This is a genomic window from Paenibacillus camelliae (assembly GCF_023715345.1).
Lineage (GTDB): Bacteria > Bacillota > Bacilli > Paenibacillales > Paenibacillaceae > Pristimantibacillus > Pristimantibacillus camelliae.
Genome location: NZ_JAMBNY010000014.1, coordinates 30,099 through 44,763 on the forward strand (window position 1 = coordinate 30,099; position 14,665 = coordinate 44,763).

General features: G+C 43.6%; 14 protein-coding genes. All 14 read right to left on the reverse strand.

Annotated features, from left to right (window positions below; genetic code table 11):
• Nucleotides 1-12: 12 nt before the first annotated feature.
• Nucleotides 13-450, reverse strand: coding sequence for a 3-hydroxyacyl-ACP dehydratase FabZ (fabZ, locus tag M3180_RS18030; protein WP_251670065.1), 438 nt, complete (start codon nt 448-450; stop codon nt 13-15).
• Between the two features lie 381 nt (nt 451-831).
• Nucleotides 832-1,242 (reverse strand): DNA-directed RNA polymerase subunit beta, encoded by a 411-nt coding sequence (locus M3180_RS18035; RefSeq protein WP_251670067.1) that lies wholly within the window; start codon nt 1,240-1,242, stop codon nt 832-834.
• 8 nt (nt 1,243-1,250) lie between these two features.
• Nucleotides 1,251-2,084: a flagellar hook-basal body protein gene (locus M3180_RS18040; RefSeq protein WP_251670069.1), complete on the reverse strand. Its 834-nt coding sequence runs from the start codon at nt 2,082-2,084 to the stop codon at nt 1,251-1,253.
• A 14-nt stretch (nt 2,085-2,098) separates the two neighbouring features.
• Nucleotides 2,099-2,959: a flagellar hook-basal body protein gene (locus M3180_RS18045; protein ID WP_251670071.1), complete on the reverse strand. Its 861-nt coding sequence runs from the start codon at nt 2,957-2,959 to the stop codon at nt 2,099-2,101.
• Between the two features lie 191 nt (nt 2,960-3,150).
• Nucleotides 3,151-4,140: a rod shape-determining protein MreB gene (gene mreB / locus M3180_RS18050; RefSeq protein WP_251670073.1), complete on the reverse strand. Its 990-nt coding sequence runs from the start codon at nt 4,138-4,140 to the stop codon at nt 3,151-3,153.
• A gap of 148 nt (nt 4,141-4,288) precedes the next feature.
• The gene (gene spoIIID / locus M3180_RS18055) at nt 4,289-4,579 is read right to left on the reverse strand and encodes a sporulation transcriptional regulator SpoIIID (protein WP_251670075.1); all 291 of its coding nucleotides are present in this window, start codon (nt 4,577-4,579) and stop codon (nt 4,289-4,291) included.
• 213 nt (nt 4,580-4,792) lie between these two features.
• A complete protein-coding gene (locus tag M3180_RS18060; protein ID WP_251670078.1) occupies nt 4,793-5,548 on the reverse strand; it encodes a M23 family metallopeptidase in 756 nt (251 codons plus the stop codon).
• 83 nt (nt 5,549-5,631) lie between these two features.
• Nucleotides 5,632-6,789 (reverse strand): stage II sporulation protein D, encoded by a 1,158-nt coding sequence (gene spoIID / locus M3180_RS18065; RefSeq protein WP_251670080.1) that lies wholly within the window; start codon nt 6,787-6,789, stop codon nt 5,632-5,634.
• Nucleotides 6,790-6,925: 136 nt separating this feature from the next.
• Nucleotides 6,926-8,257 carry a UDP-N-acetylglucosamine 1-carboxyvinyltransferase gene (gene murA, locus M3180_RS18070; RefSeq protein ID WP_251670083.1) on the reverse strand — a complete coding sequence of 444 codons (1,332 nt, stop codon included), beginning with the start codon at nt 8,255-8,257 and terminating at the stop codon, nt 6,926-6,928.
• Nucleotides 8,258-8,509: 252 nt separating this feature from the next.
• Complete coding sequence (locus M3180_RS18075) at nt 8,510-8,740, reverse strand: DUF1146 family protein (RefSeq protein ID WP_251670085.1); 231 nt, start codon at nt 8,738-8,740, stop codon at nt 8,510-8,512.
• A gap of 16 nt (nt 8,741-8,756) precedes the next feature.
• The gene (locus M3180_RS18080) at nt 8,757-10,748 is read right to left on the reverse strand and encodes a proton-conducting transporter transmembrane domain-containing protein (protein WP_251670086.1); all 1,992 of its coding nucleotides are present in this window, start codon (nt 10,746-10,748) and stop codon (nt 8,757-8,759) included.
• A gap of 151 nt (nt 10,749-10,899) precedes the next feature.
• Nucleotides 10,900-12,666 carry a hypothetical protein gene (locus M3180_RS18085; RefSeq protein ID WP_251670088.1) on the reverse strand — a complete coding sequence of 589 codons (1,767 nt, stop codon included), beginning with the start codon at nt 12,664-12,666 and terminating at the stop codon, nt 10,900-10,902.
• A 132-nt stretch (nt 12,667-12,798) separates the two neighbouring features.
• Nucleotides 12,799-13,206: a F0F1 ATP synthase subunit epsilon gene (locus M3180_RS18090; RefSeq protein ID WP_251670090.1), complete on the reverse strand. Its 408-nt coding sequence runs from the start codon at nt 13,204-13,206 to the stop codon at nt 12,799-12,801.
• A gap of 21 nt (nt 13,207-13,227) precedes the next feature.
• The gene (gene atpD / locus M3180_RS18095; protein WP_251670091.1) at nt 13,228-14,637 is read right to left on the reverse strand and encodes a F0F1 ATP synthase subunit beta; all 1,410 of its coding nucleotides are present in this window, start codon (nt 14,635-14,637) and stop codon (nt 13,228-13,230) included.
• Nucleotides 14,638-14,665: the final 28 nt, after the last annotated feature.

Consider the following 14,665-nt stretch of genomic DNA (forward strand, 5'->3'; position numbering starts at 1 on the left):
TTTCTTATTCCTTTATTGCTTCGCTGGGTCGGATAGTGCAAACATAAGCTCGCCTTCTGCTACGACCTTGCCATCCACTTTTGCCGTACCTTTACCTTTGCCAATCGAGCCCTTTAGTCGCGTGATTTCAACCTCAAGCGTTAATGTATCGCCAGGTGTCACCTGACCACGGAAACGGAAGCCATCAATGCCAGCAAAGAACCCTAGCTTACCTTTGTTGGCTTCAAGCATAAGCATCGCAACAGAGCCCACTTGGGCTAATGCCTCAACAATTAGCACACCAGGCATTACGGGATATCCTGGAAAATGCCCGACAAAATAAGGTTCATTCATTGTCACGTTTTTAATTCCGACTGCACGCTCTCCAGGCACAACCTCTGTGATTCGGTCAATAAGTAAAAATGGTGGTCGGTGTGGAATAATCTTTTGAATTTCATTAATATCCATCATTAGTATGTCCCTCTTTTCCTTTAATTGCGTGTTTCATAAGCTTCAACAATCCATGTCAATATTGCAGTTAACACTGCTGCTTAATCCAAGGGATTAAATTGAAACAACCACTTTGTTCATTCATGCGTATAAATTTTGCTACTTGTCCCCATACTATAGATACCCTTCAGTGTCCTGCAGGAAATGAAGGTTGAGATAAGGAGGCTTGCTTGCTGGAACGAATGTTCAATGGTAAGCAAGCCTCTTTGTGTGTGTATGATTTTACCTAGCTTTCAACTATTATAGACTACCTCAGTTAAAATGAAAACTTAACGGAAAGTAAAAATCAGCCAGCAGGCTGCTGACTGATTATTATTCATCATCTATATGCAATTATGTCGCTTATGATTCAGCAAATATTAAATCCCACAAATGCTTGTAGGTGCTGAATTTAAACGCTTCTTCCTTCGGTTGATCCCCCATAATGACATAACCGATATACAGCCCCGCAAGCAGCATGACGATCATGATGAGAGGTGCTATGCTTTTTCTTAAAATCCAAAGCAATGTCCGTGCCCACAATGGATATCGGCGTACAGGTGCATCGACTGCCAGCTTCTCGTCGTCATGAGTAAACGCTCTTCTCTCTTCGTCTGGCAATTCTTGACGTGTTTTATTTCTACGCCATAGCTGCTGAAATCTGCCTCCAGTGGCTGATGAATGCTTTTTTGCTCTCGTTAAAGAGGTCTCATGCTGCAAAGAAGCTTCATCTGGACCTTTCCAATTGTCTTCATCGTTACGGTTCTCATTCATAATTTCACCTAATTACTACGCAAATTGTTCGCTATTTGCATCATCGTCTCACTAGAGCTTAATGCTCTCGCAGCTAGCTGATATGCACGCTGAACTCTGATCATATCTGTCATTTCTGTGGAAAGATCTACGTTAGATTGCTCAACGTATCCTTGACGAACTGCCAATCGGTTGTCAGTGTTAGGTATGACCTCTGCTACCGCTTGATCAGCATCCGCACCAGCTGCTAATGCAAATAGGTTGTCAGCAGCAAGAACTAATGCATCCGGACGTACAGCCTCCACCAAACTAATACGACCTAACGGAATAGTATCTCCGATCTCATCCACCGCATTCACAGATCCATCCGCTCGAACCTGCATCGCGTAGCCCTCTGGCACAACAATTCTGCCCTGTGAACCATCAGGAAGCGTCGCGACCACTGGATAGCCTTGAGAGGTTGTAAGTACTGCCTCTCCCGCTTCGTTGATGCTAATTTGGAACGAGCCATCTCGTGTATAGGCTGCTGTTCCTGCTGCATCCACCTGCACTTGGAATAGTGCATTTCCTTCAATAGCAAGGTCTGTTAATACGCCGGTCTCCTTCATCGTACCCTGGGTAAAGTCCGTGGCAATACCTGTCACTCTAGAGCCCCAGCCTTGATTAAAGCCAAGCGGAGCTTTACGTCCATCTAACGCAAAGCTATCAGGCTGCTCCTTTACCGTGTTTAGCAAATCTTCAAATACAGCTGATTTCTTTTTATATCCTACTGTGTTAGAGTTCGCTACATTATCAGCAATCAGATCCAGCTTCATCTGATAGGAGTTCATCGAATTTAGCGCTTTTATCATGGAGCTATTCATGAATCATTACCTCCCTAGCTAATTCTGCCAATGTCATTAGCTGTTTTTTGCAGCGTTGTATCATAGAATTGAATAACCTTCTGATTCGCTTCATAGGCGCGAAGTGCAGCCATTAAGTCTACAGAAGCCTGCGTGATATCAACGTTAGATTGTTCGATATAGCCTTGACGCACCTCTACTGCATCATCTTCCGTAATTGCAGCAGCTGAACCTTCTTCTAATCTAAAGCTGCCATCACCCTCGCGAACTAGACCATGAGGGTTGTCTATACGAGAGATGAGTAGTTGAATTCCCGTATCCGTGCCTGCTGATGTAACAAGACGACGATCATTCGTTAGTGTCAAATCCTCGATACTGACGCCAGCAGGAAGAACGATTGGCTCATCGTTGGTTCCTAGCACATAATCTCCCGTGCTCGTCGTTAAAAAGCCTTCACTATTTACGGAAAATTGACCACCTCTTGTGTAGCGACGTTCACCCTGCTCATTTTGCACAGTGAAATACGCCTGTGGCTGATAAACAACCTCTCCGTTATCTGTTACAGCTTTGCCTGATTGATCGAAGATAAGGCCATCGACTGCAATATTAGAAATAATCGCAAAGTCATAGCGGTTATTCGTCTGTGTTAAATCACCCTGCAAGTGATACGTCAAGCTTTCTTCTGCAAAGACGTTGCCTGTCCAGGTTCCGATCGTTTTCGGCTGGTTACTGTCTACACCCGTCATCGACAGAAGCATCTCATTGAATGAACGAAGTGGTGTTGTGTTTTGTTTAAACCCTGCTGTTTCTATATTAGCAATATTATTTGTAATGGTGTCATGTCGGCGCTGCTGGCTAGTAAGCCCTGATGCAGCAGAATAGAGCCCTCTAAGCATGTTGCTCCTCCTTCATCATCATCATCGGTATCCGAACTTATAAGAGGTCGTTCATAACGTCTATCTTTGGTCACGCATTCTACGTATATATCGGATAGAGGACGATGTTAGTGAATAGCGCGAACAATTACGAATAAGCACTTCAGCACGTCCCCCTTATGACGTCTTACCAGTGCTTATTCGTGTTCGGCTTATCTTTTCAGCTTGTCCAAATTATCTAAGAGGATGCCTGTGCCTTTAACGACACAATGCATAGGATTTTCTGCAATGAGAACGGGTACCTTCAGCTGATCTGCTAGCAGCGAATCGAATCCGCCCAGCAAAGCGCCGCCCCCCGTCAATATTACGCCTCGATCGATAATATCGGCTGACAGCTCTGGCGGAGTTTGCTCCAATACATACTTTGCCGCAGACACAATCGACATAACAGGATCCCACAGCGCTTCACGAACTTCATTGGAGCGAATAGTAATGGTTTGCGGCAAACCAGTGACCATGTCTCTTCCGCGAATATCAATTTCTTCTACAGGTGCTTGCTCAAGTACAGTCCCGATGCGAATTTTAATATCCTCGCTCGTACGCTCACCGATTAACAGCTTGTACTTGCTTTTAATATATTTCATGATCGCCTCGTCAAACTTGTCTCCCGCAACCTTGATGGAAGAAGCCGTTACGATATCGCCCATGGACAATACGGCCACATCTGTTGTACCACCGCCGATGTCTACGACCATATTGCCGCTAGGCTGGAAGATATCCATTCCAGCCCCTATTGCGGCAGCCTTTGGTTCTTCTTCTAAATACACGTCTTTCGCACCGCTTCTTTCTGCTGCTTCACGAATGGCCTTCTGCTCAACAGAGGTTATGTTCGTAGGTGCACAGATTAGGATGCGCGGACGTGAGTACCATGTACGTCCATCTACACGATGGATAAATTCTTTCAGCATCATTTCTGTAATATCAAAATCAGCAATTACGCCATCACGAAGCGGACGAATTGCCACAATATTGCCTGGAGTACGACCTACCATACGATGAGCTTCTTCCCCAACGGCCAGTACTTTTTTAGTATCGCTCTCGATGGCAACAACAGAAGGCTCGTCGAGTACAACACCCTTTCCCTTTACATGAATCGATACGTTCGCTGTACCGAGATCAATACCAATATCCTTACTAAACATTAGGTCATTTTCCTCCAACGAATAATGTATTATTTTTCCCCGGAAATAATCACAGTTAATAACATTATTCGCCAAAATATCAGAAAATCCTCTCCTTAAAAAATATTTTATATTGGTATTTCCTTCATAAAGGAAAGTTGCGACCTCTTTACTTCGGATTCCCTACTGTGAGCACCTCTCTTTTTTTAGGCGTATTCTTTTTATACTTAATTTTCGTTGCTTCTCCGCCGCGCAAATGACGGATAGACTTATGATATTCGAGAATGTGCTTCACTTGATCCGCCAACTCAGGGTTAATTTCTGGCAATCGCTCTGTTAAATCTTTATGCACCGTACTTTTAGATACACCGAATTCTTTTGCGATCGTTCGGACCGTCTGCTTAGTTTCGACTAAACAACGACCGATTTTGATCGTTCGCTCCTTGATGTAATCGTGCACGCTCCCGCCTCCCTACTCGTATTAAGTTTGGTACATTATATGAGTAGGTCTTACAGATATTCGTTGTGTCCAAGCTTGGAGCGTAACAAATGCAATAAATATTTTTTCAAGCGGCATACTTTAGCCTGTCCTATCCCGTCTCTATGCAAGTCGGCTCATAAATATAACAAAAAAAAGACCTATTCTCCAAAAAGGAGAACAGGTCTCTCGCAATTACTCAACGATATAATCGCCTGGATTCACATTGTCACCATTCAATCTTGCTTCGAAGTGCAAGTGAACACCTAGATCGCTCTCAACATCATTACGACCCGCCTTAGCAATTACTGTGCCTTGCAGCACTTCGTCACCTTCATTAACCGCCACATCGCTTAAGCTTTGGTAAACAGTTGATAGGCCATTGCCATGACTAATCTCAACGAGATTACCGTTGATCGGATTTTTTTCTACAACGGTTACTGTACCGCCTAGAGCTGCTTGAACATCGAATGCGATGCCATCAGGATGCACAAAATCGATACCCATATGAGGAGCGAATGTTGTGCCAACTTGGATTAGTGCAGCTTCATTTTCAACTGCAGTTGCTTTCGTATCATAGAATGGAATCTCGATTTGAAGATCGTTGATGTTAGCAACAGGCCACTGCATATCCTCACCAGTCGCTGCAATCTCATCGGAAGCATCCATATCTACTGCCGCAACATCTTTGTCTGTTTCACTGTTTACTGCAGTACCTTCCTCTGATACCTCCGTACCTGTGGTTGGCTGGTCAGTAAAATTATCCTGATATACCCACAGTAAGGTAACGATAATAGCTGCTGTAATCATAAACAATGCTGGAGAAAACCATTTTTGGGCTAGCAGCCTTTTCACACCAGTTTTTGGCTCGGCAACATTAGAAACTCTCTTTTCAGATTTAAGAGAATCCTCTGTTGATTGTGATTTGTTTTGATTGTTGAATTCATTCATTTATATCACCTCACTAGCCATTGTTGCCAGATTGATCAGCTTTATACGTGACATGAATGAATTTTTACTAGTTTTTTGCAAGCTTATAAGCTAGCTTGTTCAATACTAACTCCAGTATAGTAATGCGTAATAATATCTTCTGCTAGATAGCCTGCCTTGGCCATACCGTTGGCCCCCCATTGACTAAGTCCAACACCATGCCCGTACCCATAGCATATGAATGTTACGGACTCCTGCTGCTTATCAATGGTCCACATCATATCCGTAGATGAGAGAGCTAGCTTTTCCCGCAGCTCCTTTCCTGTAAAGCTAGCACCGTTAACAGTCAAGGATTCAATTCTTCCGCTTTCCGTACGTTCAACCTTCGTAATGTTCACACTGCCGTTTCTACGGCTTTCCTTCAAATTAAGCCGTTCATACAGCTCATTAAAGCTGATGCTCACCTCTGATTCATAACTTGGTGATAACGCTTCATCCCAAGGGCTCGCAACACTTCTGAGATAAGCGACTTCTTGCCCCCATACAGCATCTGAGTTCTCTGTATAACCGTTGCTCGTTGAGAAGAACAACGCATCAATCGGTTCATTCTCATAGCTAATAATTTTCCCCTTCGTTTCTTCTAGCGCTTTAACAAACTTTTCATAAGGCTCTGGATAATCCGCCTCATATGCTTTAACTTCTTCTATCGACAAATATACCTGATCAGAGGTCGTATCCGTTACGATATAGGATTGCTTTTCCTCAGACCTCTCTGCCTGAAGAATTCGACGAACAATATATGTACGAATCGCCATCATCTGTGCTTTAATTGCTTCATACTCAAAGCTTCCAGGCAGCTCAGCCAATGAAACACCGAGCACATATTGCTCTAGCGGCACCTGTTCAACGGTATTTTCATTACTTAATAGAACAGTGATGACTGGTTCTTTCTGTGAAGCTTGCTGCGTGTCTAGCTTCGGTTGTCTATCATTTTCCGAGGTTACGATACCTTCGGAATTTGTAGGTAGCTCATTATTCTTCGGCCCTTGCTCTATTACTCTCTCACGCTGCTTATCTTGCCCCATACGATTACTATGTCGATGATTCAGCTCCTGTAAGACGAGTACCTCCGATTGCCCTTGTGCGTATACGACTGACTTTGTCCGTGAACTCTTTTGCTGCAGGTCATACGTTACTAACAAGCTCATAAATACGACTACGGTCATAACTGCGATTAAATAAAGTCTCCATTGTTTTACCATTTACTCTCCTCCATAGCAATAACACGTCTCTATGTTATAGCCTATGAAAACAACTAGAAGAATAGAATCATAGATCAAAAAAACGGTGTACGTCCATTTACTGGAACGTACACCGTTTATCTTTCTATCTCAATGACTAAGCCATTAATTCCTGTACTGGAGTTAAAACGACAGACTCATGCTTTACCTTAATTTTAGAAGGCTCCTCCAGGTCTCTGCTTCGTGTAATATTCGCACCAAGCGAAGCAAGCTTTCCGGTTATATCTACATATCCGCGATCTATGTGATGAAGTCCATCAATCATCGTCTCGCCTTCAGCTGCAAGACCAGCACAGATTAATGCTGCTCCCGCACGTAGATCTGTAGCTGTTACTTTAGCTCCCTGCAAAGCAGTGCTACCTGTTACAACAGCCGTTCTGCCATCAACTTTAATGTTCGCTGCCATCTTAAGAAATTCCTCGACATGCATAAAGCGATTTTCAAATACGGTTTCCGTAACGACGCTTGTTCCTTCTGATACTAGCAACAACGCCATCATCTGTGACTGCATATCTGTAGGAAAGCCAGGATGTGGCAATGTTTTAACATCGACTGATTTTAATGGATGCTGCGCACGTACATGCACACCGTTATCGTGAGCAACAACGCTCACGCCCATTTCCTCAAGCTTTGAAATAACTGGTGCCAAATGATCAGCAATAGCCCCTTCAACGAATACATCTCCGCCAGTAATGGCAGCAGCAATCATATAAGTACCTGCTTCGATACGATCTGGTATAACACTATGTGCGGCTCCGTGCAGCGCTGTAACACCTTCAATACGAATAATTCCGGTTCCTGCACCTCTTACTTTACCACCCATTGCGTTGATATAGTTAGCCAAATCAACAATTTCCGGTTCTCTAGCCGCGTTTTCAATAATGGTTGTGCCGTTAGCTAAGGAAGCTGCCATCATGATGTTTTCAGTAGCCCCAACGCTTGCGACATCTAAATAAATTTTTGCACCTTGAAGCCCTTGTGGACAGGTAGCTTCAATGGCACCTTGGTCTAGCTGAATCTTTGCACCCATCGCTTCAAATCCCTTTAGATGCTGTTCAATGGGACGTGAACCGATCGCGCAGCCGCCAGGCAGTGAAATTTTAACTCTGCCAACTCGTGCAAGTAAAGGCCCCATCACTAAGAAGGAGGCTCTCATCTTACGTATCAGTTCATATGGAGCTTCCGATGACGTAATCTGTGCCGCAGAGATCGTCATCGTCTCCTGATCAAATAGTGTGTCTGCACCAAGAGTGTTTAATACCTCACGAATGGTCATTACATCATCTAATTCAGGAACATCTGAAATTACACTTTTACCTTCAGTCGCTAATAATGAGGCCGCAAGAATAGGAAGTACCGCGTTTTTTGCTCCACTTACACGTACCGTACCCTTTAATCGTTGACCTCCGCGGACGATAATCTTTGCCATCTTGCGTCCCTCCGCGAATCATATTTATCGGTTTCCGGATTTTTCCATTTAGAGTATAATCATACACTCATCAACCTTCATCTTAACATCATTACCTATAAATCGACAACAACAATTTTAATTCGTTATAATATTGTCGATTTTAATAGTGAAATGTGTATTCAAAAAGTCTGACTTATTGAACAATTTCTCAAAAGACGACGTCGTCATTTTTCATGTATTGATACCAAGTGTTTGCAATATTGATTCGAGTTATTCTACAAAATCTTGGAGCATTGTGGAGAAGCCCCAGTACTGCAGAAAAAAACTTCCTAACTGGTAACCGAGCACGATAGCAATGACAATTTGCAGCATCTTTGCTTTCGGATGGTTCACATTTTTAAGTATTTTATCCCATGCAACGATGGATAGCAGCATCCATACGAATAAAATACACAAAACGACGACGACGATTGAAAAAATCCCTTGAACCCCTTCACTCATTGACATCCTCACCTTCTTATAACCAAAACGCTAGCCCTATTAGAGCTGCAAGAGAGCTGAAGCCTATGACGTACCAATGCACAGGAACACTCATTAATTCAGTCACATCGAGCGATGTGTCCTTCGTAATGTACATTCGAATTATATATTCTAAAGGTATTGTAGCCATTAAAGTATGTGAGATGAGCCACAGTGCAATTAACCCATATTGACCATACGCACTCCATAGTTCAATTATGCTTAGCTGATACGAAAACCCTGCTGATAAAGGAGCCGACATAAGTGCCAGTAAAAACAGCATAATGACAAAGGCAAGAATCGGCCTGCGGTGATATAAGCCAGTCAATGCATGAATCTGCATATGTTCTGGTGCGAGCACCGTCCTAAACATGCTGTAGCAGCCGAGAAGCATAACAGCGTACCAGATGGCAGCAAGGATCGTCAGGGTAATGTCTAGCTCTGCTGACATCGCTTTGGCGCTTGTCACTACTGCAATAAGCGTTAATAGATGATAGATCGCTTGCCACATCAACATCCGATTGATATTGCGCTGTCTATTATTAACGAGCCATATCGCTAGCGACATTGCGATACTTACAACGACAGGCAGCTTCCACGCTACACTATTAAAATCAAATACCGATAAAAAGCTGGCATTCACTTCTGGCAATGCTGCAACTGCATGCTCCCAAAATTTATGTAGCTGATGCAGTTCATATTCCAATAAATCTACCGCAATAATTGGATAGCATCCTAGAACAATGATGAATGTCAGTAGAATGATAGCTGGCAAGGCTTCGATAAATCGAAGATCAGCTATATCCTTCATACGTGCATCAGCTTGTCCTTGTTGCAAGCGGAACAAAAAGCGTACATTATAAGCAACGACACTCATCATACCAAGCACACCGGCAACTGTAATCCACCTACTAATAGGAAAGCTAAGCAGGATGGCATGGTAGGTTCCTAGAAAATGTGATAGGCCTGGTATACCCATTAATCCACACAAAGCAGCTGTAAACATCCCGGTCAAATAAGGCGATCCTTTTAATGCTCCATTCCACTGCTCCAGCTGTAAGCTAGATGTTCTCTCATACAGGGATGTAAGCAGCACACAAAGCAAAGCGATAATGAGCTGGAATGACAGCATCTGCAGCCACATCATCGTCAATCCTATCTCTGAGCCTGATAGCAGCAGTATAACGAGGATAGAGTATTGGCCCCATACAATATATGCGAGCCAGCTCTTCACATTTTGTTGGCGCCACAAGCCTATGCTAGCCAGCAGCCATTGAAAACCCATAATCCAAATGACTGGCTTGCTAATCCAATGCATCATATCAGCGAAATATACTAGTCCGATGCGATAGCTAATATAGATGCCTATTGAACCTATTGCTAGACTGTAGATTACAGATACAACGAGATGACTTTGCCTATATACTGATAAAAAAGGTCGATGCATTCCGATAATGGGAATATAACATACTAAACCTACTAGCAGCATGAAAAATGCTAATATTCGCTGATCATGATCTGCTGTTTCCGTTAATGTACTGGCGAGAGGAAGCTCCCCAAGCTGAACGTTAGATAATTGAAAATACTGATCGCTACTACCAAGCAACAGGATGCAGCTCATCGAAATAAAAAATATTCCAGCTAGCTGCCAATAGAAAAATCGTCTTGCCGTTCTTTCAGAATGTTCGTCTCCCCATATCCCAATCAGTAGTAAAAATAGAAAGGCTAGCAGCAAAAGTGCCGCACACAATAGTAGTCCATCTCTGATTGAGTATATATGTAACAATACGGCTTCAACGAGTAACACTAACACATAGAATAGCTTATGTCGTTTTTTAATATGCACAGCCGCTATACATACAGCTAGCATCACAACACTCGTAAAGAAGCTGAGCCAAAGCGAGACGCTATCCATGCCATAGCTTAGACTTATAATCGACACTTTTGTCGATAGGTGAATATGAAACTCCGAGAGCATCCCTCGTTGCATAGCTCCAAAAAGCATATAAGAAAGGATGATGAGGGGAGTAGCCGCGCTTACGATTGATAATCGCCGATAGCTTCGTAGATTAATACGGTGGCAGAGGGCTAGAATACCTACTAGTACACCAGGAATCACAAGCAGCAGTGGTAATATGATATTATTCAGTATTATCCCCCCCTACGCTATACCATAGTACAATCATGATGATCGTTAAAACAGCAACAAGACCTATACTTTGCAGAATATTAGCCTGAGCTCCGGTACGACTAATGAAGCGTAATGGAAACGGAAGCCACGTCGTAAGCAGCTGGACGATGGCACGTTCTATAAGCTGACCACCTCTAGCCACAAGTCGCCCCAGCTTCCTAATCGTATTAGCTAGTCGCTCTCCACTTTGTTGGAGCCCTTCGTCGATATATTCAAGTTTACTGGATAACGCTCCAGTAATTCGTTCGCTGAACAACCAAGCAATCATAACACCTACGGCTATACTGAGCATAGTTAAAAGCATAGGACCAAGCTTCATCGTTTCCATCGTCTGCATATTAAACAACCATTGCTCTAGCCGTTGATTATCAACTAACCAAAGTAACCCTAATCCAATTAACAATAGAGCTGGCCATAACACAATAAAGACCGCTCCTCTTTTTGGAGGGAAAGACAACTTTTTCCAATATGATGTAAAGGATATCGTTACGCCTAATGCCGAGCACATGACAACGAGCAGAGCCGCAATTGTCCAGCTTGAATTCTGCACAGCAATGGTAGCAATTAATGACTGTTGCATCCAGTAGCCACTTAATGGCGGCACACCAATTAGTGTAAGCACGGCAACCAGGAAAGAGCCAAACACAATAACCGAGGAGGTACGTATGGCTGAGCCGTAGATCGCAATCAAAGACAGCATAATAAACGTCAGCTGAGCGATCATGTAAACATAGACACCATGCCCATATGCAAATATCATAATGCCTACCATGGTCATGCCGATATAAGCCATTGCATCCTGTATACGCGTAAGTATACGTATGGTGCACCAGAGAACGACAATAGCACCGAGCCACTTACATAATGTCAACACATCCGTACTTTCTGTAATGACGACTCGAAACCGAAGAAGAATAGAGATAGGCAACAGCGCACTGCCAAAGCAGAAAATTACCACTCTTAGAATCGGGCGTTCAAGCTCAAGCTGCTTCATCCAGTGTCCATATGGAATAAGACCTGCTATAAACAACGCGCTCGCAACGAGAGCACCGGCAATGATATGTTTCATCTGCTGCGTAAATCCTGCTGCCGAGCCACTGAAAAACGTTTCAAGCATCGTAAACTCTAATGAGTGATTCGGTATGTACCAATATAGAACGACTAGTGCAGCAAGAAATGCGGCATAGCCTGCCAATTGTGCCGTAATAAATTGAAAGATTGCTTTTGGTTTACTGCCATATATCGGATGAGATAACAGCAAATATAGACTGAAGCTTATAAGCAATGCACAAGCAAAAAAGGTGACAGCATGATCAGCTAATACAACTCCGCTTGCTGCAAACAATAATAAGCCCATGTAGCCATATATCGATGATATCGCGGCTTGATCCTGCTTATGATAGAGCAGACATAGCAGTAGGATATTGATCCCTGTAATTAAAACAAGCAGCCATGCAGCCAAATTGTTTAACTCATAGCCAATACGGAAGAATGTATCTCCGATAACGAGCCAATCGACATAGTAGCTATAATCATCAGCCTGGATAGTTGCCCTCTCCCACGTCAATCCAATCGCTATGATAAATGCCGCAGCGGAAAGCAATGTACTACTTACTACCATTACGCGCTGATGACTTCTGCCAACCGTTAATCCAATAATAAATATTAAGCCATATAAAAAAGGGATTACCCATACGATATCTGACCATGCAAGCATATTGTTGTTTCACCTCTCTAACGAGCAGTCACTATTAATCTTACTAATGTGCAAGCTAGTTGTCCAGTTTGTCTATGGTGGCGCTATCTAATAAAAAAGCTGCCTATTGCCATAGCAATAAGCAGCTTTTTATTATTTGTGAATATGTGTAACGTTCAGACGATTCATTGCACGCTGAAGAGCAAGCTCTGCTCTGCGGAAATCAATTTCATCGGTTTTCGCAATGGTTAAACGCTGCTCAGCACGCTGCTTAGCGGCCTCTGCACGTTCAATATTGATGTCCTCTGCAAGTTCTGCACTTTCAGCTAGAATAACGACCTTGTCCTTACGAACTTCGATGAATCCGCCATTCACTGCAACTACATCCGAGATCCCATCACGCTTAATGGTTACTGGCGCAATACGTAAAGGTGTAACAAGCGGAATATGGTTAGGCATAATACCTAGCTGACCTTCAAGGCCTGTAACAACAACCATATTTGCTTGCTCTCCATATACTTTGCGCTCAGGCGTTACGATTTCTACTAGAAACGTACTCATGTGGATTCCTCCCGCCCTTCGCTAGACAAGCGTTTTGGCCTTCTCCACGGCTTCTTCGATTGTACCTACATAGCGGAATGCTTCCTCTGGCAGGTCATCGTGCTTGCCCTCGAGAATTTCTTTAAAGCTGCGTACGGATTCTTTAACCGGTACGTATTTACCTGCAAGACCTGTAAATGGTTCTGCAACGTGGAATGGCTGAGATAGGAACAATTGAATTTTACGTGCGCGAGCAACGATCAATTTTTGTTCGTCAGAAAGCTCATCCATACCAAGGATTGCGATAATATCTTGAAGCTCTTTGTACGTTTGAAGAATTTTCTTCACGCCTTGAGCTACATTGTAATGCTCTTGTCCAAGAATTTCAGGCGCAAGAATACGAGAAGAGGACGCAAGCGGATCTACCGCTGGGAAGATACCCATCTCAGAAATTTTACGCTCTAGGTTAGTCGTTGCATCAAGGTGAGCGAACGTTGTTGCTGGAGCCGGATCCGTATAGTCATCGGCTGGAACGTAGATCGCTTGAATCGATGTAACTGAACCTTTTTTCGTAGACGTAATACGCTCTTGCAATTGACCCATCTCTGTCGCAAGCGTTGGCTGGTAACCTACCGCTGATGGCATACGGCCTAGGAGCGCGGATACCTCAGAACCTGCTTGTGTAAAGCGGAAGATGTTATCGACGAACAGAAGCACGTCACGACCTTCAGCATCACGGAAATATTCAGCCATTGTAAGACCTGTTAGTGCTACGCGAAGACGCGCACCTGGAGGTTCGTTCATCTGACCGAATACCATCGCCGTTTTGCTTAATACGCCAGAATCCTTCATCTCGTGGTACAAGTCGTTACCCTCACGAGTACGCTCACCTACACCCGCGAATACGGAGATACCGCCGTGCTCTTGTGCGATGTTGTTGATTAATTCCTGGATTGTTACGGTTTTACCTACACCGGCACCACCGAACAAACCAATTTTACCACCTTTTGCATATGGAGCAAGAAGGTCGATAACTTTAATACCTGTTTCAAGAATTTCAGCTTGAGTAGACAATTCGTCAAAAGTCGGTGCTGGACGATGGATAGGTAGTTTTTCTTCAGCTACCACATCGCCAGCTTCGTCGATTGGTTGACCAAGTACGTTAAATACGCGGCCAAGTGTTGGAGCACCTACAGGTACTGTAATAGCAGCGCCAGTGTCCACTGCTTCCATACCGCGAACTAGTCCGTCTGTAGAGCTCATCGCTACGGTACGAACAAGATTATCGCCAAGGTGAACGGCAACTTCAAGTGTAAGATCAATGTCTACACCGCCGCCAGCCTCTGCATTATGCTTAATCGTTACAGCATTCATAATCTCTGGCAGATTACCGCGTTCAAACTCCAAATCGACGACCGGACCCATGACGGATACAACGCGTCCTTTTTTCATTGCTTTCCCTCCTGGTTCCTCATTTATG